Source organism: Streptomyces sp. NPDC087310 (assembly GCF_044744405.1).
Classification (GTDB): Bacteria; Actinomycetota; Actinomycetes; order Streptomycetales; family Streptomycetaceae; genus Streptomyces.
The window spans coordinates 1-21,649 of record NZ_JBIUYF010000012.1; the positions used below are offsets into that span (position 1 = coordinate 1).

The 21,649-nt window shown below is 68.7% G+C and carries 17 protein-coding genes; 8 read left to right on the top strand and 9 right to left on the bottom strand.

Annotated features, from left to right (window positions below):
• Window positions 1-262 precede the first annotated feature (262 nt).
• The 3 genes from ACIO3P_RS35655 to thyX all read right to left on the bottom strand — a co-directional run bounded on the left by ACIO3P_RS35655 (window position 263) and on the right by thyX (window position 4,022).
• Entirely contained in the window at window positions 263-1,948 is a 1,686-nt protein-coding gene (locus tag ACIO3P_RS35655) for a ribonuclease J (RefSeq protein WP_329822945.1), read from the bottom strand.
• Between the two features lie 171 nt (window positions 1,949-2,119).
• Window positions 2,120-3,019 carry a 4-hydroxy-tetrahydrodipicolinate synthase gene (gene dapA, locus ACIO3P_RS35660; RefSeq protein ID WP_329822946.1) on the bottom strand — a complete coding sequence of 300 codons (900 nt, stop codon included), beginning with the start codon at window positions 3,017-3,019 and terminating at the stop codon, window positions 2,120-2,122.
• A 265-nt stretch (window positions 3,020-3,284) separates the two neighbouring features.
• A complete protein-coding gene (gene thyX, locus ACIO3P_RS35665) occupies window positions 3,285-4,022 on the bottom strand; it encodes an FAD-dependent thymidylate synthase (RefSeq protein ID WP_401796958.1) in 738 nt (245 codons plus the stop codon).
• Between the two features lie 219 nt (window positions 4,023-4,241).
• Between thyX and ACIO3P_RS35670 the strand changes: the two genes are divergently transcribed.
• A complete protein-coding gene (locus tag ACIO3P_RS35670) occupies window positions 4,242-4,481 on the top strand; it encodes a hypothetical protein (RefSeq protein WP_329822948.1) in 240 nt (79 codons plus the stop codon).
• 94 nt (window positions 4,482-4,575) lie between these two features.
• Window positions 4,576-5,124, top strand: a complete 549-nt coding sequence (locus ACIO3P_RS35675; protein WP_401855309.1) for a hypothetical protein — start codon at window positions 4,576-4,578, stop codon at window positions 5,122-5,124.
• 143 nt (window positions 5,125-5,267) lie between these two features.
• On the opposite strand, the gene ACIO3P_RS35680 is transcribed toward ACIO3P_RS35675, so the two are convergent.
• The 6 genes from ACIO3P_RS35680 to eccD all read right to left on the bottom strand — a co-directional run bounded on the left by ACIO3P_RS35680 (window position 5,268) and on the right by eccD (window position 12,510).
• Window positions 5,268-5,720: a tetratricopeptide repeat protein gene (locus tag ACIO3P_RS35680; RefSeq protein WP_329822950.1), complete on the bottom strand. Its 453-nt coding sequence runs from the start codon at window positions 5,718-5,720 to the stop codon at window positions 5,268-5,270.
• A 4-nt stretch (window positions 5,721-5,724) separates the two neighbouring features.
• The gene (gene dapB, locus ACIO3P_RS35685) at window positions 5,725-6,477 is read right to left on the bottom strand and encodes a 4-hydroxy-tetrahydrodipicolinate reductase (protein WP_401855311.1); all 753 of its coding nucleotides are present in this window, start codon (window positions 6,475-6,477) and stop codon (window positions 5,725-5,727) included.
• 48 nt (window positions 6,478-6,525) lie between these two features.
• On the bottom strand, window positions 6,526-7,902 hold the full coding sequence (locus ACIO3P_RS35690; RefSeq protein WP_329822952.1) for a pitrilysin family protein: 1,377 nt from the start codon (window positions 7,900-7,902) through the stop codon (window positions 6,526-6,528).
• Window positions 7,899-10,124 carry a polyribonucleotide nucleotidyltransferase gene (locus ACIO3P_RS35695; protein ID WP_329822953.1) on the bottom strand — a complete coding sequence of 742 codons (2,226 nt, stop codon included), beginning with the start codon at window positions 10,122-10,124 and terminating at the stop codon, window positions 7,899-7,901. The genes ACIO3P_RS35690 and ACIO3P_RS35695 overlap by 4 nt, the downstream gene beginning before the upstream one ends.
• 367 nt (window positions 10,125-10,491) lie before the next feature.
• The gene (rpsO, locus tag ACIO3P_RS35700; RefSeq protein WP_319685150.1) at window positions 10,492-10,782 is read right to left on the bottom strand and encodes a 30S ribosomal protein S15; all 291 of its coding nucleotides are present in this window, start codon (window positions 10,780-10,782) and stop codon (window positions 10,492-10,494) included.
• 231 nt (window positions 10,783-11,013) lie between these two features.
• On the bottom strand, window positions 11,014-12,510 hold the full coding sequence (eccD, locus tag ACIO3P_RS35705; RefSeq protein WP_401855314.1) for a type VII secretion integral membrane protein EccD: 1,497 nt from the start codon (window positions 12,508-12,510) through the stop codon (window positions 11,014-11,016).
• 163 nt (window positions 12,511-12,673) lie between these two features.
• Here eccD and eccCa point away from each other — a divergent pair, with 163 nt between their 5' ends.
• The 6 genes from eccCa (at window position 12,674) to ACIO3P_RS35735 (ending at window position 21,599) form a co-directional block, all read left to right on the top strand.
• Window positions 12,674-16,624: a type VII secretion protein EccCa gene (eccCa, locus tag ACIO3P_RS35710; RefSeq protein ID WP_329822955.1), complete on the top strand. Its 3,951-nt coding sequence runs from the start codon at window positions 12,674-12,676 to the stop codon at window positions 16,622-16,624.
• Between the two features lie 55 nt (window positions 16,625-16,679).
• Window positions 16,680-17,105 carry a hypothetical protein gene (locus ACIO3P_RS35715; RefSeq protein WP_401855316.1) on the top strand — a complete coding sequence of 142 codons (426 nt, stop codon included), beginning with the start codon at window positions 16,680-16,682 and terminating at the stop codon, window positions 17,103-17,105.
• Between the two features lie 29 nt (window positions 17,106-17,134).
• A complete protein-coding gene (locus ACIO3P_RS35720; RefSeq protein ID WP_401855319.1) occupies window positions 17,135-18,568 on the top strand; it encodes a hypothetical protein in 1,434 nt (477 codons plus the stop codon).
• A gap of 33 nt (window positions 18,569-18,601) precedes the next feature.
• Window positions 18,602-19,168 carry a hypothetical protein gene (locus tag ACIO3P_RS35725; protein ID WP_329822958.1) on the top strand — a complete coding sequence of 189 codons (567 nt, stop codon included), beginning with the start codon at window positions 18,602-18,604 and terminating at the stop codon, window positions 19,166-19,168.
• 22 nt (window positions 19,169-19,190) lie between these two features.
• On the top strand, window positions 19,191-20,015 hold the full coding sequence (locus ACIO3P_RS35730; protein ID WP_401855322.1) for a hypothetical protein: 825 nt from the start codon (window positions 19,191-19,193) through the stop codon (window positions 20,013-20,015).
• A 570-nt stretch (window positions 20,016-20,585) separates the two neighbouring features.
• A complete protein-coding gene (locus ACIO3P_RS35735) occupies window positions 20,586-21,599 on the top strand; it encodes a hypothetical protein (protein ID WP_401855325.1) in 1,014 nt (337 codons plus the stop codon).
• The last annotated feature ends 50 nt before the right edge of the window (window positions 21,600-21,649 follow it).

Here is a 21,649-nt window from a genome sequence, read left to right on the forward strand (position 1 = left end):
CGTTTCCGACTCTATCAGACTCTTTCGTGTCCGATTCCCCGTCGGAGCGGGGTTCGCTTTCCAGTTCTTCGCTTTCGCGCTTTCCCTTTCCGGCGATTCCGACTTTATCAGAAGTTCTCCGAGTCGGATTCCCACCCTCCGGGGTTCGACTCCAGGCACATGAATAACCCGGCGTTCCCGTTCAGGTGGAGCCGTAAACGTACTGGAGCGGGGGGCCTCGAAGCAAATCGAGGCCCCCCGCTCCACGTTGCGCGTCGAACCGTCAGACCTCGACCACCACGGGGAGGATCATCGGGCGCCGGCGGTAGGTGTCGGAGACCCACTTGCCGACCGTACGGCGCACGAGCTGCTGGATCTGGTGCGGCTCCGCCACACCGTCCGAGCCCGACCTCGCGATGACCTCTTCCACCTTGGGCAGTACGGCCGAGAACGCGGAGTCCTCGATACCGGAGCCGCGGGCGTGGAAGTGCGGGCCGCCGACGACCTTGCCGGTGGTCGAGTCGACCACCACGAAGACCGAGATGATGCCCTCGTCGCCCAGGATGCGGCGGTCCTTCAGGGACGTCTCCGTCACATCGCCGACCGAGAGGCCGTCGACGTAGACGTAGCCGGCCTGGACCTTGCCCACGATTCTGGCCTTGCCGTCGACCAGGTCGACGACGACGCCGTCCTCCGCGATGACGATGTGGTCCTTGGGGACCCCCGTCAGCGCGCCCAGTTCGGCGTTGGCCCGCAGATGGCGCCATTCGCCGTGGACCGGCATCAGGTTCTTCGGCTTGCAGATGTTGTAGAAGTACAGCAGCTCGCCGGCCGAGGCGTGGCCCGAGACATGGACCTTGGCGTTGCCCTTGTGGATGACGTTCGCGCCCCACCTGGTCAGGCCGTTGATCACGCGGTAGACCGCGTTCTCGTTGCCCGGGATCAGGGACGACGCGAGGATCACCGTGTCGCCCTGGACGATCCGGATCTGGTGGTCGCGGTTGGCCATCCGGGAGAGCGCGGCCATCGGCTCGCCCTGGGAGCCCGTGCAGACCAGGACCACTTCGTGGTCGGGGAGGTCGTCGAGGGTCTTGACGTCGACGACCAGGCCCGGCGGCACCCTCAGGTAGCCCAGGTCACGGGCGATGCCCATGTTCCGGACCATCGAACGGCCGACGAAGGCGACCCTGCGGCCGTACTCGTGCGCGGCGTCGAGGATCTGCTGGATGCGGTGGACGTGGCTGGCGAAGCTCGCCACGATGATCCGCTTCTGGGCGCTTCCGAAGACCTGGCGCAGGACGTTGGAGATGTCCCGCTCCGGCGGGACGAAGCCCGGCACCTCGGCGTTGGTGGAGTCCGAGAGCAGCAGATCGATGCCCTCCTCGCCGAGCTTGGCGAAGGTGGGCAGGTCGGTCAGCCTGCGGTCCAGCGGGAGCTGGTCCATCTTGAAGTCGCCCGTGTGGACGACCATGCCCGCGGGGGTGCGGATGGCGACCGCCAGGGCGTCCGGGATGGAGTGGTTCACCGCGACGAACTCGCAGTCGAACGGACCGATGCGCTCGCGGTGCCCCTCGGTGACCTCAAGGGTGTACGGGCGGATGCGGTGCTCCTGGAGCTTCGCCTCGATCAGCGCGAGGGTCAGCTTGGAGCCGATCAGCGGGATGTCGGGCTTCAGCCGGAGCAGGTAGGGGACGCCACCGATGTGGTCCTCGTGGCCGTGCGTGAGCACGATCCCGTCGATGTCGTCGAGACGGTCCCTGATGGTGCTGAAGTCCGGCAGGATCAGGTCGATGCCGGGCTGCTCCTCCTCCGGGAAGAGCACGCCGCAGTCGACGATGAGCAGACGGCCGTTGTACTCGAAGACCGTCATGTTCCGGCCGATTTCGCCCAGACCACCGAGCGGGGTTACGCGCAGGCCGTTCTTGGGCAGCTTCGGCGGGGCGCCGAGCTCAGGATGCGGATGACTCAAAAGACTCTCCTCACCACACGCGCCACGTACCGCTGAGGCACGTGGCGCGCATGACATTCGTGCACTTGCAGTTGTCTGTGTATACCGATGTGCCGGTAATGGCCATGACCGTCGGTCACTGGCCGCGATCTTGATCTGCTGTCTTCGCGTATTCAGTTGTGAAGTCTGTGGTTAGAGCTGTACCCCGCCCGCGGCCAGATCGATCTTGAGCTGGGCCGTTTCGTGGGCCGACAGCTCGACGAGCGGGAGGCGCAGCGGTCCGGCCGGCAGCTTCTGCAGGGTGAGGGCGGCCTTGGTGGTGATCACGCCCTGGGTGCGGAACATGCCGGTGAAGACCGGGAGCAGCTTCTGGTGGATCTCCGTGGCCTTCTGGACGTCACCGGTGAGGTGGGCGTCGAGCAGGGCGCACAGCTCCGGGGTGACCACGTGGCCGACGACGGAGACGAATCCGACCGCGCCGACGGAGAGCAGCGGCAGGTTGAGCATGTCGTCGCCGGAGTACCAGGCCAGGTCCGACTGGGCGATGGCCCAGCTCGCGCGGCCGAGGTCGCCCTTGGCGTCCTTGTTGGCGACGATCCGCGGGTGCTGTGCCAGCCGGATGATCGTCTCGGTGTCGATGGGGACACCGCTGCGGCCGGGGATGTCGTAGAGCATGACCGGCAGGCCGGTGGCGTCGGCGATGGCGGTGAAGTGCCGCAGGAGTCCTTCCTGCGGCGGCTTGTTGTAGTACGGGGTCACGGCGAGCAGGCCGTGCGCTCCGGCGCGTTCGGCTGCGCGGGCCAGCTCCAGGCTGTGCCGGGTGTCGTTGGTGCCGACGCCGGCGACGATGTGGGCCCGGTCTCCTACGGCCTCCAGTACCGCCCGTACGAGCTGGTCTTTCTCCGCATCACTGGTGGTCGGCGACTCACCGGTGGTGCCGTTCAGGACCAGGCCGTCGTTGCCTGCGTCCACCAGATGGACGGCGAGCCGCTGGGCACCGTCGAGGTCGATTGCGCCGTCAGCCGTGAAGGGCGTGACCATGGCGGTGAGGACCCGCCCGAAGGGGGTCTGCGGAGTGGAGATCGGAGCCATGGGTAACACGCTACTCGCTGCTCAGCTCGCCGTGTCCCCTTGGGGGACGGGACAAGAGGAGCCCGGCACTGCCTGCTCGGGGGTTCAGGCAGTGCCGGGTCCGTTTGATCAGCCTAGATGAACTTCTCGAAACGCCGCAATACGGACACTTCACTCGACCGACCGTACATCTGTGCCCCGGACGGGTCGCGAACGGGCTCCGGAAGGCTGTCCGGCGACCGGCGCGAAACCCCTGGAGCCCAGTCCGCCCTAGGGCCCTGCGCAGCTACGGGGCCACGCGGCCGTTCATGTTGAAAGCCGCGTGGGTGAGCGGCATGAGCGTCGCCCAGTGCTCCTCCATCCGCTCTCCGACCATCTCGATCTCCCGCTGCGGGAAGGACGGCACCTTCGCCTGCTCGTGCTGGGTGCGCAGCCCGAGGAAGTGCATCAGCGAGCGCGCGTTGCACGTGGCGTACATCGAGGAGAAGAGGCCGACCGGCAGTGCCGCACGGGCCACCTCGCGGGCCACGCCCGCCGCCAGCATCTCCTGGTACGCCTCGTACGCCTGGACGTACGAGCTCTGCAGCGCACGCTCCGTGAGCGCCTGCTGGGCCTCCGTCCCGGCCACGAACTCGTACTTGCCGGGACGGCCCTGCTGGACGAGCTTGCGGTCCTGTCCCGGGACGTAGAAGACCGGCTGGAGCTCCCGGTAGCGGCCGGATTCCTCGTTGTACGACCAGCCGACGCGATGGCGCATGAACTCGCGGAAGACGAAGATCGGGGCGCTGATGAAGAAGGTCATCGAGTTGTGCTCGAACGGGCTGCCGTGGCGGTCCCGCATCAGGAAGTTGATGAGGCCCTTCGAGCGCTCGGGGTCCTTCGTCAGCTCTTCGAGGGAGTGCTCACCTGCGGTGGAGACGCGCGCGGCCCACAGCACGTCGGAGTCGCCTGCGGCGTGCTTCACCAGCTCCACGGTGACATCGCTGCGGAAGCTCGGTTTGGTCTCGGCGGGGGTGTCGCTCACCTGCGGGGTCCTTCCAGTCTCATCTCGGGCGGCGCCCACTCTACGGCGCGGCACCGACAGTGCCGGTGACGGAGAGCGTCGGCCACTACCGGTGTTCCTCGGCCAATCCGGGGAATTCGGGCACCGAATGGCGCTGTTGTTCGTCCTAAGAAGTAGCAATCGACACACCAGCGGCGTTACGCACCACGACCGCACAAGACCGCAAGGAGGAGTCCCTCCATGTTCCGCCGGCGAGAAGCCGTCCCGTTCACATTTGTCGCCGAGGCCGACCGCTTCCGCAGTAATGTCACTCCCCCGCCCCGACAGCGCGCGAGTACCTCGCAGCTCATGGGCCGTACGCTGATCGCGCTCACCATCGCCGCCGGTTTCGCCGGTGCGCTGCTCCTCGGGATGCCGGCGCTGAGTACGGAGCAGTCGTCCGGCCACACACAGCAGTCGGAAGCATCACAGGGCCGCTGACACATCCGGCCCCCCTGGGGTGGTCCGGGCGGGGGCGTGATCGATAACCTCACCGGGCACAGCAATCGAGCGTGCTTGTGAGTGAGGATCAGTCGTGCCCCTGCCCTTCCTGACGGCCGACCGGGCGTTTGACGCGACCACCGAGGATGTCGCACTGCCCTTCGACGATCATGATCAATGGCGGCGTCCGTACCGCCCGGGCCCCTGGCGGGTGGCGGCCTCGGCGCTGCTTCTGCTGCTGGCCTCGTTCGTTCTGCTCGCCGCGATGATCACCGCCTTCGCGGGCGGGATGTCGGGGGCGATGCTCTGCCTGGGCGTCGCGGCCGTGGCCATCACCGTCGCGCTGCGTCTGCTGCGGGTCGGCGCGTGGGTGAGCCGCCACGGTGTACGGCGCGTGAGCCTGCTCCGTACGACGACCTTGCCGTGGAGCCAGGCCACAGCCGTCCGTACGGTCCAGCAGCCGGTCCGCTGGCTCGGACTGCCCCGTACCGTGCAGGGACAGGCGCTGGTCGTCGTACGCCGTCAGGGTGAACCTCTGGCGCTGCTCACCGACCACAACGCGGACTTCCTGTCCCGTACGGAGGCGTTCGACCGGGCGGCCGACACGGTCGAGGTGTGGGGCGACGAGTACCGCGGCGCCTGAGCGAAAACGACGGAGCGGGGCCCGGCCACGATGGCCGGGCCCCGCTCCGTCGCGTCGGGCCCCTCGCACCGTACGGAGCGGCTGACCTGGGCGTACAGGAATCCTGGACGGACCGGCGTCGCACGTCGGACGTCGGACCGGGGTCAGATCTGGACGGGTCTGCCGGCGTGGAGTGCGATGGCCCGCTGCATCGCCTTGCGGGCGCGCGGGGTGTCCCGGGCGTCGTGGTAGGCGACCGCGAGCCGGAACCAGCAGCGCCAGTCGTCCGGCGAGTCCTCGGTCTCGGCGCGGCGCGCCGCGAAGACGGCGTCCGCGGAGTCCCGGTCGATCCGGCCGCCCGGCGTGCGGACCAGCTCGTCGACCGGCAGCCCGCCCTCGGCCTCCAGCTCCGTCGCGAGCCGGTTCGCGCGGCTGACGAACTGGGTGTTCTTCCAGAGGAACCAGACACCGATGACGGGCAGGATCAGCACCGCGACACCGAAGGTCACGGTGAGCGCCGTGCCGTGCTCGATCAACAGCACGCCGCGGCTGCCGACCAGGACGAAATAGACGACCAGGACGGCGGCCGTGACACAGTAAGTGATCTTCGCGCGCATGGGGTCAGCTCAGGTCGAGGAAGTGTTCGAGGCCGACGGTGAGCCCCGGGGTGGAGACCACGCGCCGTACACCGAGCAGGATGCCCGGCATGAAGCTGCTGTGGTGCAGCGAGTCGTGGCGGACGGTGAGCGTCTCGCCCTCACCCCCCAGGATGACCTCCTGGTGCGCGAGAAGGCCGCGCAGCCGTACGGAGTGCACCGGTACGCCGTCGACGTCGGCGCCGCGCGCCCCGTCCAGCGCCGTGACCGTCGCGTCGGGCTGCGGGGCGCTGCCCGCCCGGTCCCGGGCGGCGGCGATGAGCTGGGCGGTGCGGGTGGCCGTCCCGGACGGCGCGTCGGCCTTGTTCGGGTGGTGCAGCTCGATGACCTCGACCGACTCGAAGTAGCGGGCGGCCGTCTCGGAGAACTTCATGGTGAGGACCGCGCCGATGGAGAAGTTCGCCGCGATCAGCACGCCCGTCCGCGGGGAGGCGTCGAGCGAGGTGTGAAGCTGCGCGAGCCGTTCGTCGGTCCAGCCGGTGGTGCCGACGACCGCGTGGATGCCGTGGCGTACGCAGAAGTCGAGGTTGCCCATCACCGAGGCCGGTGTGGTCAGCTCCACCACGACCTCGGCGCCGGCCTCCACCAGGTTCTCCAGCCTGTCGCCCCGGCCGAGGGCGGCGACCAGTTCGAGGTCCTCGGCGGCCTCGACGGCCCGTACGGCCTCGGCGCCGATACGGCCCTTCGCGCCCAGAACGGCCACGCGCAGCTTGCTCATTGCTCTGTTTCCTTCACCTTCGGGGGTACGGCCCGGCCGGTGGCCCGGTCAGGAGACCGCTTCGTCGAGGCGGGCGGCCTGCTTGTCCTTGAGCGGTCCGATGACGGACAGCGAGGGACGCTGTCCCAGTACATCGCGGGCGACCGCGCGTACGTCGTCGGGGGTGACCGCCGCTATCCGTCCCAGCATCTCGTCGACGGACATCTGGGTGCCCCAGCACAGCTCGCTCTTGCCGATACGGTTCATCAGCGCGCCGGTGTCCTCCAGGCCGAGGACGGTGGAGCCGGAGAGCTGGCCGACGGCGCGCTCGATCTCGTCGTCGGGGAGTCCGTCCGCGGCGACCCGGTCGAGCTCGTCGCGGCAGATCTTCAGGACGTCGTGTACCTGGTTCGGGCGGCAGCCCGCGTACACCCCGAAGAGCCCGCAGTCGGCGAAGCCCGAGGTGTACGAGTAGACGCTGTAGGCGAGGCCGCGCTTCTCCCGTACCTCCTGGAAGAGCCGGGAACTCATGCCGCCGCCGAGCGCCGTGTTCAGTACGCCGAGCGCCCAGCGGCGCTCGTCGGTACGGGACAGGCCCGGCATGCCGAGGACGACGTGGGCCTGCTCGGTCCTGCGGTTCAGCAGGTCGACGCGGCCCGCGGCCCGTACGGCGCGGCTGCCGTCACGGGGCGCGACGGGGGCCGCGTCCGTACGGGAGAGGGCGCCGGCCCGGTCGAACGCCTTGCGGACCTGGCGTACCACCGTGGCGTGGTCGACGTTGCCCGCGGCGGCGACGACAAGGCGCGTCGGGTCGTAGTGCTTCTTGTAGAAGCGGCTGATCCGGTCGCGGTCCAGGGCGTTGACGGTGTCCACCGTGCCCAGGACGGGGCGTCCGAGGGGGCTGTCGCCGAACATGGTCTGCGCGAACAGGTCGTGCACGCAGTCGCCCGGGTCGTCCTCGGTCATCGCGATCTCTTCGAGGATGACACCGCGCTCGGCGTCGACGTCCGACGCCTCGATGAGCGAACCGGTGAGCATGTCGCAGACGACGTCGATGGCGAGCGGCAGATCCGTGTCGAGCACCCGCGCGTAGTAGCAGGTGTACTCCTTGGCGGTGAACGCGTTCATTTCGCCGCCGACCGCGTCGATCGCCGAGGAGATGTCGAGGGCGCTGCGCCGCTCCGTGCCCTTGAAGAGCAGGTGCTCCAGATAGTGCGTGGCGCCGTTGAGGGCGGGCGTCTCGTCGCGGGAGCCGACCTGTACCCAGATGCCGAAGGTCGCGGAACGTACCGACGGCAGGGTTTCGGTGACCACGCGCAGGCCGCCGGGGAGGGTCGTACGGCGGACCGTACCGATCCCGTTCTCGCCCTTGAGCAGTGTTTGGGTACGGGCGACGGCCCGCGCCTCCGAGGAGGTGCGGGCCGTCGTCCTGGAGCTGGCTGTCACTTCGCGGCTTCGTCCTTCGCGTCCTCGGACTCGCCGGACTCCTCGCCCTCGATCACGGGGATGAGGGAGAGCTTGCCGCGCTGGTCGATCTCGGCGATCTCGACCTGGACCTTCTGGCCCACCCCGAGGACGTCCTCGACGTTCTCGACGCGCTTGCCACCGGCGAGCTTGCGGATCTGCGAGATGTGCAGCAGTCCGTCCTTGCCCGGGAGCAGCGACACGAACGCACCGAAGGTGGTCGTCTTGACGACCGTGCCCAGGTAGCGCTCGCCGACCTCCGGCATGGTCGGGTTGGCGATGCCGTTGATCGTGGCGCGGGCGGCCTCGGCGGCCGGACCGTCGGCGGCACCGATGTAGATCGTGCCGTCGTCCTCGATCGTGATGTCGGCGCCGGTGTCCTCCTGGATCTGGTTGATCATCTTGCCCTTGGGGCCGATGACCTCGCCGATCTTGTCCACGGGGATCTTGACGGTGATGATCCGCGGGGCGTTCGGGGACATCTCGTCCGGGACGTCGATGGCCTCGTTCATCACATCGAGGATGTGGAGGCGGGCGTCGCGGGCCTGCTTCAGCGCGGCGGCCAGGACCGAGGCGGGGATGCCGTCGAGCTTGGTGTCGAGCTGGAGCGCGGTGACGAACGTCTTCGTACCGGCGACCTTGAAGTCCATGTCGCCGTAGGCGTCCTCCGCACCGAGGATGTCGGTGAGGGCGACGTAGTGGGTCTTGCCGTCGATCTCCTGCGAGATCAGGCCCATGGCGATACCGGCGACGGGGGCCTTGAGCGGCACACCGGCGTTCAGCAGCGACATGGTGGAGGCGCAGACCGAGCCCATGGACGTCGAGCCGTTGGAGCCCAGCGCCTCGGAGACCTGGCGGATCGCGTACGGGAACTCCTCGCGCGTCGGCAGGACCGGCACGATGGCGCGCTCGGCGAGCGCGCCGTGGCCGATCTCGCGGCGCTTCGGCGAGCCGACGCGGCCGGTCTCACCGACGGAGTACGGCGGGAAGTTGTAGTTGTGCATGTAGCGCTTGCGCGTCACCGGGGAGAGGGTGTCGAGCTGCTGCTCCATGCGGAGCATGTTGAGGGTGGTGACGCCCAGGATCTGGGTCTCGCCACGCTCGAACAGCGCGGAGCCGTGCACGCGCGGGATGGCCTCGACCTCGGCGGCGAGCGTACGGATGTCCGTGACGCCGCGGCCGTCGATGCGGACCTTGTCCTTGATGACGCGCTCGCGGACCAGGGCCTTCGTCAGCGCGCGGTAGGCGCCGGAGATCTCCTTCTCGCGGCCCTCGAACTGCGGGAGCAGCTTCTCGGCGGCGAGCTCCTTGACGCGGTCCAGCTCGGCCTCGCGGTCCTGCTTGCCCGCGATGGTGAGCGCCTGGGCCAGCTCGGACCTGACGGCCGCGGTGAGGGCCTCCAGGACGTCGTCCTGGTAGTCGAGGAAGACCGGGAACTCGCCGGTGGGCTTGGCGGCCTTGGCGGCGAGGTCGGCCTGGGCCTTGCAGAGCGCCTTGATGAAGGGCTTCGCGGCTTCCAGACCGGCGGCGACGACCTCCTCGGTGGGGGCGTCGGCGCCGTCCTTGACGAGCTGGATGGTCTTCGTGGTGGCCTCGGCCTCGACCATCATGATCGCGACGTCGCCGTCCTCCAGGACACGGCCGGCGACGACCATGTCGAAGACGGCGTCCTCCAGCTCCGTGTGGGTCGGGAACGCGACCCACTGGCCCTTGATCAGGGCGACACGGGTGCCGCCGATCGGGCCGGAGAAGGGCAGGCCCGCGAGCTGCGTGGAGCAGGAGGCGGCGTTGATCGCGACCACGTCGTACAGGTGGTCGGGGTTGAGCGCCATGATCGTCTCGACGATCTGGATCTCGTTGCGCAGGCCCTTCTTGAAGGAGGGGCGCAGCGGACGGTCGATGAGGCGGCAGGTGAGGATCGCGTCCTCGGAGGGCCGGCCCTCACGGCGGAAGAAGGAGCCGGGGATCTTGCCGGCCGCGTACTGCCGCTCCTCGACGTCCACCGTGAGGGGGAAGAAGTCGAGCTGGTCCTTGGGCTTCTTGGAGGCGGTGGTGGCCGACAGCACCATGGTGTCGTCGTCCAGGTAGGCCACGGCGGAACCGGCGGCCTGCTTGGCCAGCCGTCCCGTCTCGAAGCGGATGGTGCGGGTGCCGAAGGTTCCGTTGTCGATAACGGCCTCGGCGTAGTGGGTCTCGTTCTCCACTAGTGATTTCTCCTCGTCTTCGTCCGGTGCCCGTGTGGCAGGGGACGTGGCGGAGGAGCGCTCCTTGGTGCGGGCCGGTCTTCGATCGAAGCACCCGGGGCGGCGGCATGGGCCGCGCGCCTTTCCGGGCGCCACTACCGAGGACCGGCGGCGGTGGAGGTCGCTCCCCCTCTTCAGTTGTGCTCGTGCGTCCAGGTTACTGAGCTTGGCCGCGGGATGGCATTCCGGCCGTCCCGGGCGAGGCGCCCGGTCCGCCTCCGTACGGGGCGCGTGGTGGCGGCGTGTGGTCCCGCCTCCGTGAGATGCCCCGTACATACGGCGAAGGGAGCGATTCCCTGGATGTGGGAACCGCTCCCTTCACGGCGTCTTACTTGGCGCCGCCGGCCGCACCGCGGCGGATGCCCAGGCGGTCGACCAGCGCACGGAAGCGCTGGATGTCCTTCTTGGCCAGGTACTGGAGCAGGCGGCGGCGCTGCCCGACCAGGATGAGCAGACCACGACGCGAGTGGTGGTCGTGCTTGTGGAGCTTGAGGTGCTCGGTCAGGTCCGAGATCCGGCGCGACAGCATGGCGACCTGGACCTCGGGGGAGCCGGTGTCACCTTCCTTGGTGCCGAACTCGGTCATGATCTGCTTCTTCGTAGCGGCGTCGAGCGACACGCGTACTCCTCGTGAGTCTTCTTGGCCACCGAGTGCCCCAGGTCGAATACTCTGGGGAGCTTCCGTTACTCGGGAGGCGGGAGATCCGTTGCGCGCCGACCGCGGAGCCAGTGGCTTCGGTGGTCACGTACACAAACGGCCGTCGCCCAGGGTATCAGCCCCGGGGTGAGCCCTCGCCCCCCGCCCCGTCACGCCGCCCCGTCGCCCCGCCCCGTAGCTGCGGGGCCTCGGTCAGCTCGTGAGCGCGCGGGCCGCGCTGAAGACGTCGAGCACGGCGAGGCAGAGCGGCACCAGCGCGAGCAGTACCGCGCCCTCGGCGAGGTCGAGGAGGCGTCCCCAGAACGGGGAGAGGCCCTTGCGCGGGATGATCAGGCCGATCGCGGTGATCAGGGCGGCGCCGGCCGCGACGCTCGCGGTGAGCCAGATCGTACGGATGTCGAGGGCGCCGCGGTCGCCGTACACCAGGAGCTCCCTGACGTGGTCGACGGGCGGGTTGAGCGAGAGCCCGAGGATCAGCAGGGCGATCGCGGAGATGCCCGCGGCGAGCGCGCAGACGACCTGGGAGGTGTAGCGGAACAGGCGGGCGCGCAGCAGCGTCGCGAGGCCCGCCGTGAGGGCGAGGAGCTGGGCCCAGACGGTGTCCGAGAAGCCGAGGACCGCGGCGGAGCCGACGACGACCGCCGCGCAGCCGCCGACCAGGCCGAGGAGCATCTCGTGGCCGCGTCGGGCCTGTGCGGCGATGCGTGCGGCGTCGACGGGCTCGGCGTCGGGGGTGGCGTTCGGGTCGCCGAGCGGGTCGTACGTGCCGTAGGCGTCGCCGGACGTGTCGTTCCCGGCGGCGCGCGGCGAGGCGTAGCCGATGGGGAGGCGGGCGAAGCGCGCGGAGAGGCCGGGCAGGAAGGCGATGAGGCCGACGGCGACGGGGACGCACACGGCCGCGGTGTCGGTGGCCGACGCCTCGGTGAGGATCATGACGAAGGTGGCGAGGGTGCCGACGGTCGCCAGGAACGTGGCGGCGACGAAGGGCGCGTCGCCGCTCGGGGTGAGCGCGACGAGGACGACGGACGCGACGAGGACCGTGACGCAGCCGAGCAGGAACTGGAGCCGTCCCGGCCCCTGGCCCGGGTCGGGGGCCAGGATGCCGGAGCCGGCGATCAGCAGCAGCGGCAGCGCGCCGAAGCCGAGTGCGACGGCGGTGGCGCGGTCCGCGTACACCCGGGCCCGTACGCCCGCGAAGGCGGTCAGCAGCACGCCGGCGACGCCCGCGATGATGCCGGGCAGGCCGTGCATGTCGTGGCGTACGGGATCGGCGAACCACAGGACGAAGCCCATGAGGACGAGGAGCAGGACGCCGCCGACGAGGCCGGCGCCGCGCAGCAGGTCGTCGCTCCACAGGTGGCGGTCGCGGCGTACGGCGGAGGCGACGGCGTCCGAGACGTCGTCGAACACGGCGGGCGGCAGGGACTCGGCGAAGGGGCGCAGGCTGAGGATCTCGCCGTCGAGGACCTGCTGGGCGGCGAGGGTGCGGGCGCCGTCGAGGACGGTCCCGTCGCGCCGTACGAGGTGATAGCCGGTGGGGGTGCCCGGTGTCTGGGTCTGGCCGGTGAGTCGCAGGATCTCCGGATGGACGTCGGCGACGGCGATGTCCTCCGGCAGAGCGACATCGATCCTGCTGTCCGGCGCCACGACAGTGACGCGGCAGAAGCCGGTCGCTGTGGTCGTACTCACGTGTCTGGACCCCCTGATTCGCGGTTGCGCACGGTGCGCGCGCCACCCTACCGGGAGGGGTGCGGTGCGGCTGCACGTAGGATCACCGTCGCGCGGAGCGACGCCGTCGCCACGGGGGCGCCGGTACGGAATCGCCCGTCCGTCTTGAGGGATTGATACGCCGGTGAGCCAGATCATTGTCAAACGCCCGCCACGGTCCCTTCCGCCGGAAGTGCCCTCGGATGCGCTGACCTTGGAAGCGCCGCCCGAACTGCCGCGCGGTCAGCAGGAGGGCATGCTGATGCAGGTCCTGCCGGTGCTCGGCATGGGCTCGTCGGTGGTCTTCTTCTTCTCGCCCCAGGCGCCGCCGTTCATGCGGATCATGGGCGTGCTCATGCTGTTCTCGACGGTCGCGATGATCGCCGCGCAGATCGTCCGGTATCGCCGCGGTACGCAGGGGCAAATTGCCGACGTACGGCGCGACTACCTCAAGTACCTGGCGCAGACGCGGCGTACGGTGCGCAGGACGGCGCGGGCGCAGCGCGACGCGCAGCTCTATCTGCACCCCTCCCCCGAACAGCTCTGGTCGGTGGTGGCCGAGGGGTCGCGGGTGTGGGAACGGCGCGTGGGCGACAAGGACTTCGTCCAGGTGCGGATCGGTCTGGGGGCGCAGCAGCTCGCCACGCCGCTGGTGGCCCCGGAGACGGCGCCGGTGGATGAGCTGGAGCCGTTGTGCGCCGGTGCGATGCAGCAGTTCCTGGCGGTGCACGGCTCGCTGGACGGGCTGCCGATGGCGGTGTCGATGCGCGCCTTCTACCACGTGACGGTCTCCGGTGAGCAGGAGTCGGCGCATGCCTCGGCGCGCGCGCTGGTCGCCCAGTTGGTGACGCTGCACTCCTGCGAGGACCTGATGGTCGCGGTGGTGGTGTCGCCGGGCGCGGCGGGGCGCTGGGAGTGGACGAAGTGGCTGCCGCACACGCAGGTACCCGGGCAGATCGACGGGGCCGGTACGAAGCGGCTGTTCGGCGACGACCTCGGGGAGCTGGAGGGGCTGCTGCAGAGCAGGCTGGAGGGGCGTCCGCGGTTCGGCAGGGACAGTTCGCCGGTGCTGGACCAGCCGCATGTGCTCGTCGTGCTGGACGGCGGGATGGTGCCGCCGGACTCGCTGTTCGCGGCGGCCGAGGGTCTGCAGGGCGTGACGATCGTCGAGGTGGTGCCCGGGGAGCTGGACGAGCCGCGGGGCGGCCTGTCGGTGGTCGTACGGCCGGGGCGGCTGCGGCTGGAGTCCGGCGGGGGCCTGGCGTACGAGGGGGTGCCCGACGGGATCTCGCTGCCCGCGGCGGAGGCGCTGGCGCGCCAGCTCGCCCCGTTGCGTACGGGCGGGGGCGACGACGACGAACCCCTCCTGGCCAACCTGGACTTCACGGATCTGCTGGGCCTGGGCGACGCGGGGGCCGTGGACGTGGCCCGTACGTGGCGGCCCCGGTCGACGGCGGAGCGGCTGCGGGTGCCGATCGGGGTCGGCGAGGACGGCGGTCCGGTGATGCTGGACCTCAAGGAGGCCGCGCAGGAGGGCATGGGGCCGCACGGGCTCTGTGTCGGCGCGACGGGGTCCGGCAAGTCGGAGCTGCTGCGCACGCTGGTGCTGGGGCTGGCGGTCACGCACTCCTCGGAGACGCTGAACTTCGTTCTCGCGGACTTCAAAGGAGGTGCCACGTTCGCGGGGATGTCGCAGATGCCGCACGTGGCGGCGGTCATCACCAACCTGGCGGACGACTTGACGCTGGTGGACCGCATGGGGGACGCGATCCGCGGAGAGCTGCAGCGCCGTCAGGAGCTGCTGCGTTCGGCCGGCAACTACGCCAACATCCATGACTACGAGAAGGCGCGGGCGGCCGGCGCGGCGCTGGAACCGCTCGCCTCCCTGGTCCTCGTCATCGACGAGTTCTCCGAGTTGCTGACGGCCAAGCCCGACTTCATCGACATGTTCATCCAGATCGGCCGGATCGGCCGTTCGCTGGGTGTGCATCTGCTGCTGGCCTCGCAGCGGCTGGAGGAGGGCAAGCTGCGCGGTCTCGACACGTATCTCTCGTACCGCATCGGTCTGCGCACGTTCTCGGCTGCGGAGTCGCGTACGGCGCTGGGGGTGCCGGACGCGTACCACCTGCCGTCGGTGCCCGGCTCCGGGTATCTGAAGTTCGGTACGGACGAGATGACGCGCTTCAAGGCGGCGTACGTCTCGGGCACGTACCGCGGGGGCGGACCGGACCTGTCGGTGGGTCAGCTCCCCGTCGAGCGGCGGCCGGTGCTGTTCACCGCGACGCCGGTGCCGGTGGTGTACGCGGCGCCGGACCCGTCGGCGGCGTTCGTACCGCCGTCGGAGGACGAGGCGCTGGCGGACACGGTGCTGGACGTCATCGTGCGCCGGCTGGACGGGCAGGGGGTGCCCGCGCATCAGGTGTGGCTGCCGCCGCTGGACGAGGCGCCGACGCTGGACCAGTTGCTGCCGGGGATCGCGGTGACGGAGGCGCGCGGGCTGAACGCGACGGAGTACTCGCGGCCCGGCGGGCTGACCGTACCGCTCGGGCTGATCGACAAGCCCTTCGAGCAGCGCCGTGAGGTGCTCTACCGGGACTTCTCCGGGGCGGCGGGGCACATGCTGGTCGTGGGCGGCCCGCAGTCCGGCAAGTCGACGCTGATGCGGACGCTGATCTCGTCGTTCGCCCTCACCCACACGCCGCGTGAAGTGCAGTTCTACGCGCTGGACTTCGGCGGCGGCGGGCTCGCCTCGCTGGCGGAGCTGCCGCATGTCGGCGGGGTCGCGTCACGGCTGGACCCTGAGCGGGTGCGGCGCACCGTCGCGGAGGTCCTGGGCGTCCTCAACCGGCGCGAGGAGTTCTTCCGCGCGAACGGCATCGACTCGATCGCCACGTACCGGCGCAAGCGCGCCGCGGGCGAGCTGCCCGGCGAGGCGTGGGGCGACGTCTTCCTGGTCATCGACGGCTGGGGAGGCTTCAGGAACGACTACGACATGCTGGAGCCGATCATCTCCGACATCGCCGCGCGCGGTCTCGGTTACGGCGTCCATGTCGTGGTCACCGCCGCGCGCTACATGGAGGTGCGTGCGGCGCTCAAGGACCAGATGCTCGGCCGGCTGGAGCTGCGGCTCGGCGACGTCATGGACTCCGAGTTCGACCGCAAGGTCGCGGCGAACGTCCCGCCGGGGGTGCCGGGCCGCGGCCAGGTGCCGCAGAAGCTGCACTTCATGGGCGGCCTGCCGCGCGTCGACGGGGTGAGCGGCGCCGCTGACCTCTCGGAGGGTACGGCGGCGTTCGTACGGGCGGCGAGGACGCACTGGGCGGGCCAGGCGGCCCCGACGGTGCGGCTGTTGCCGCGCAAGCTCCCCGCCGACCAGTTGCCCAAGGGGTTCGAGTTCCCACAGGCCGGCATCGCGGTCGCGATCGACGAGACCAATCTGGAGCCGGTGTTCGTCGACTTCGAGACCGACCCGTTCTTCTTGGTCTTCGGCGAGAGCGAGTCGGGCAAGACCAACCTGCTGCGGCTGATCGCGAAGCAGCTCGCCGAGCGGTACACCCCCGACCAGGCGAAGTTCGTGGTCGGTGACTACCGCCGGACGCTGCTGGGGGCGCTGTCGGAGCCCCACCTGCTGGAGTACGCGCCGATGGCCTCGTCCATGCAGATGCACATGGAGGCGCTCGGCGGCGTCTTCGCGCGCCGCCAGCCCCCGACGGACGTCACACCGCAGCAGCTCAGGGACCGGAGCTGGTGGAGCGGGCCGCAGATCTTCATCATCGTCGACGACTACGACCTGGTGGCGACCAACTCGGGCAATCCGCTGGCCCCGCTCGCGGAGTACCTGCCCTTCGCCCGGGACACCGGGGTCCGCTTCATCATCGCGCGCAACGCGGCGGGCGCCTCACGAGCCCTGTACGAGCCGTTCATGCAGCGCGTACTGGAACTGGGCGCCCAGGGCGTGGTCCTGTCGGGCGACCCGTCCGAGGGCGACCTGATCGGCCGCGTACGGGCGACTCCGATGCCGCCGGGCCGTGGCTACTTCGCCTCGCGCAAGCGCGGCAATCCGCTGGTGCAGACGGGGCGCCTGCCGGGAGTGTGAGGTGCGCGCGGCAGCGCGCGCCTGACGAGATTTCATCACAACGGGGAGACAAATCATGGGATTTGACGAGGAGTGGGGCCGACTGCGCTCCGACGCCACCGCGAGCCAGTCGACGGGGATGCGGCTGAACAGCGCCGGAACGGGCCCGCTGCTTCCAGGAACAGAGGACCTGGCGGCGACACCCGCCCAGAAGGCGTCGGCGGCGAACACCATAGAGACGGAACTGGAGCCGAACACCAAAAAGGCCGGTGTCTGGGCGGACGAGACGTCCGGAAGCGCTGTCACCGGCCTGGAGGGCTGGGAAACGGCAGCGGGCCTGAAAAAGGTGCAGGAGACCTGGGAAAAGCAGGTGAAGGCCCTGATGGGACGACTCTCCGCGGAAAAGGGCGCCCTCCGGGCCACATCCGGCCTCTTCGTGAAGAACGATGTCGAGATTGATTCCGGCTTCGCTCCGCTCAGGTCGAAGCTCAACAATCTGTAGTCCGTCGGCTCACATACGGGGAATGAACCATGCTGACGTATAACGATGTCATGACGGCCGACCTCGGCAAGCTCACCAGCGCCGCCGACAAGTGGCAGAGCATGGCGGGCGAATTCAAAAAGGTGGACGATCGCTACGAAGAAGCGGTCCAGAAGGTCACCAACGGGCCCGCATGGAGCGGCGCCAGCGCCAGCGCCGCCTCTGTGCGGTCCGCCGCCACGCGCGGCGAATACTCGGGGGCGCAGACGGAGGCGAAGGCGATAGCGAGCCTGCTGCGTCAGGCGCACACAGAATTCGTCGAGCTCAAGAAGAAGGTCCAGTCCGCACGCGACGATGCCATCGCGGCGGGAATGAAGGTCTCCGCCCAGGGGGACGTGTCGTACGACTACGACAAGCTCACCGTCGGAGAGAAGAACGCCCTGCGCCACGATCCCGACTACTTGACGAGTGTGCGCAAGTCGGAGGAGTCGTGGGCGAAGCTCATCAAGGACCGGGTCAAGGCCGTCCAGGAATTCGACCAGGAGATCAAGAAGGCTCTCGTGGCGGCGGCCGAGGGGACCAACGGCGGCAACGGTTTCAACCGTGACGCGATGGGCACGCTCGAAACTCCTGGATCCGAGACGCAGATGAATCTCAATGCGTGGAAGATGCGGAGCGATGAAACCCTCAACGATTACCTTCTCCGCGTCCAGGGCCAGATGGCCACGCGGCTCACGGGGAGCGAGCAGTTCGGGAACCTCCTGAAGAGTTATCTCTCCGGGTCGACCACTCTCCTCGGGTTCACCACGGCGGCCGGTGTCTCTCTCGGCACGGGCATCAGCTTGGCCAAGTACTTCAAGGACCCCACTCGGATACTCAACGCCCCGGGAACCTTCAAGGCACGGCTCCTCCAGAAGGGCGGAACCCGGCTGCTGAGCGCCGGAGGGCTCCTCAACCGACTTCCCAATGGGGCCATCAACGCCATCGCGGGATCCGACGAGGCGGCCATGCTCGCCGGGCACATGAAAAATGGCACTTTCTTCATGCCGGCGGCCTCCGAGGCGAATCTGCTGACCGTCGCGAAGAACGGCGGCCTCGCCAATGCGGCAAAGGCTGCCGGAGCGATGCGCGGGTTGGGGGTCGTGGGATCCGCAGGAGCGACGGTGTGGGGGGCGGCCAACCTCGCCACATACGATTCGGAAAAAATCAGCAAGGATCCCGCCAAATTCGCATCCGATCTCACCGGAACAGCATTCAACGGTTCGCTCACCATGGCAATGGTCGCGCCCACCCCTGTCACTATCGGGCTCGCCGTAGGAACGGGAATTGCCTACGGGGGAGCTTTGATCTGGGACAACCACGAAGCCATCGGGAAAGGGATCGGGAAAGCAACCGATTGGGCCGGCGACACAGCGAGCGATGTTGGCTCGAAGATTTCCTCCGGTGCAAAGAATGTTGGAAAATTCCTCAACCCGTTCGACTAGGAAAACAATCCGCAGCAGAAGGGTATACAGGCGGTGGGCAGAACAACCTTCAAGCTGGATCCGTGGGAGACCCGCAACGGAGCGCGAGCGACCCATCAATTCGGCTGGCGGGGCGAATCGGCGGATTTCGGCGAGGTCGTGGTGACGTATCCCGTGGCGCGTCAGAACCTCAGCGTTCTCATCGGAGCCAAAGGGGACCGTATCCCGGAGACCTGGTTCGAGGGGTTCGGAGAAGGAAAGAGTCCCTCTCTCTCCCTCATGAAGCTCCGGGTCGGCACCTCACCGCTTCCGGTGAGAAGAAGAGGCTGGGCTCTCACAAAAAGAGGGCGATCCCTGCGATTCAGCCATGACGGAAAAAAGTACACGTGTACGGCGTCGGGACGCGGCAAGGGCTACGTCGTGTCACGCGACGACGTCCGGATCAAAGTAGCGCAAAAAGGGAGTGGCAGCAGGAAGCATGTCACTGTCGACGTGGATGGACCGGCCGAGCCGGTCGACATCTCCCTGGCAATCCTCTTTTCCGGCGCCAACAGGGCAAACCTGACTCTGGTAGGAGCTGCCAGATCCGCAGTGGCAAGATTTTTCGACACGCTTTCCTGAACAACCGACGAGGAGTTGATAAATGCCGTCCCACGACACATCCCGAGCACGTTTCCGTCTCTCCGGAGATCACATAGCGGTCTTCAGTCACCTGGTCACGGGTGAGCCGATACCCACTTCCCTCAACTCCGCCGAGAAAGAGTTGAAGGATTGCAGGTTGATCAATGATGCGGGCGAGTTTTCCGCCGACGTCGCGCCTTTGGTCGCCACGCTGATGGATCCCGTAGCAGTCGTCACCGTGGAAATGCTCGGAGAACACGGCCGACTGGTTCACGAGTTGACCATAAGCAACGGATACGTCTTCTCCCGCGAGTCCTGGCCGGATGAGGTCGAGTCGTCCTACGCGCAGGTCGAGCCGCAGATGCTGGTATGGGCTCTGGCCCACATGGTGAACCTCCAGAGGGCCGACCCCATCAGCACCGGAGTTCCGTGTGTGGAAAGCACCGTCGGAGTGCTCGACGCGGGGCTCGACAGCCTGAGCAGCGCACCCACGGGCTCCGAGGAATCCGCTGACCATGTCGCGAAGGCGTTGGCTCAAACCGGAAGCCTGTCAGATCCCGCACTCTCCCTCCTCGCCAACATGATCGGTGAGCTGCGGTCGAGTTGGCGGATGACCACGGCCTGGCACGGCGAGGACGAGGGGAAAAGAGGAACGAAGGTACGTGGTTTCGGCATCTGGGACTGCGGACCGCTCGGCTACTGGCACCGGGAGCTGCCCGCGGAACCCGTGCTGGAAGGGCAGGTCGGGCCCGAAAGCCCCCTGAAACTCGTCCCCGTACCGGCAAAGAGAGTATGGGAAATGATCACCGGCATGCTCCCTGAGGAGAACGAGATCGCCCACCGTTGAGCCGCGCCGGCGAAAGCCGACTTCCAGTTCCAGACCCGCGCCTGGCGGGGCCCCTCCGGCATGTCGTTCCTCACCGGAGGGGCCACCGGGGCGGTCTCGGCGCCTGAGGGTGGATCATGCCGCAGGCGTCCTGCTGGGACCGGGTGGGGACGCTCCACCGGGGAAACGCGTCGCCCGGGAATGCGCAGAGCGTGACCTCACGAGCGACCCTTCGGCAGAAGGATTTTCGTGATCTACGGAACAGCACAGGCAGGATCAATCCGGACAGTGCGGTACTGAACTGCGGCGACACCAGTATCCATTTCGGAATGAACTGGAGCGATGAGTACCGGGATCTGAAACCTGGACCAGGGGAAAGATCACTACACTGAAAACACTCGGAAGCTTTTCCAGTCGTTCGTCGATGCCGCAGGGAAGAAACACCACTGCCCCGACATCAGCGTCCCCAGGCGTTAGCCGCGTGTCGGACATTCCTGTCGTTACGGTGCACGAGTGTTCCTCGTGTTCTCGACCGAGCTTCGGACAGCCCGCTTCGTGAAAGCACCAGGCTCGTGAACCGTAAGGAAGGTCATGTCCGAACAGCCCCCGAACCGTACGCGCCGACTCCGCACCACCGGTCTGGTGGTCGCCGCCGCACTGGCGGCAATCGGAGGGCTCGGCGCCTGGCAACTCCTCGGGACCGACGAGGGCCCGACGCCCTGTGACGGCCTCCTCGCGGACCGGCGGGTCCAGGAGGTGCTCAGCGAGGAGAGCCGGTCCGGGACGGGTTGTGCGGGCCTCGGTGAGGCCATCCGGAAGGCAACCGTCGCCGACTCGTCGGGCCGGCACACCTCCGGGCAGGCCCTCGCCATGAGAACGGTGCTGTCGGCGCTCGCCAAGGACGTCCAGCGGCGTGGGGACCACACGCTCGATCCCGGTCTCCGTCGTCCCGTGGCCGACGCGCTGGCGGACTACGCGGGCGACGTCCACGCTCTCCTCGGCTCCGGGAACGCCGCGTCCGTGAAGAACGGCGCTCCGTCCGCGGGTCCTTGGCAGGAGAAGGACGGCTATCACATGGCCGTGCCCCGGGACAGCCTGCTCCTGGTCGTCCGAGCGGTGTCGGAGGACCCGCTCGCCTACGTAGCCGTACGCGACGCGCAGACACTGCGCGCCTCCGAGGCGCTGTCGGACGTGGCCGAGGACGCCCGTGGCTTCGACCTGTCCGCTCCCACGTCGAACAGCGCGCGGGTACTGGCGACTCTGGACGCCGTCGCGGAGGACGTTCTGCGCGACCGCGGCCGCGACGGCGAGGAGGCGGAGGGCTGGCGGAGCACGGTGGTGGCGAAGCTGGCGGACGGGCCGGTCCGGCCGCCCTCGTACGCGGACGATCCCGTCCGCCACCTCGTGGGGACATGGAGGGCCGCGTTGCGCTCCGCCAAGGGCGAGGACGCCTTCCCGGCCCTGCGGGAACAGGGTGTCCGGCTCGTGGAGATCTGGTCGGCGGCCGGAGAGACGGACGACAAGACGTCGGACAGCCTGGTGCGGACCTGCCGCGCTTCCGCCGACTCGGCCTACAACGCCGCGCTGCGCTCGCTGGATGAGTGACCTGCCCGTACGTATGCCGCGCTCCCGACGCGCGCAATGGTCGGCCGCTG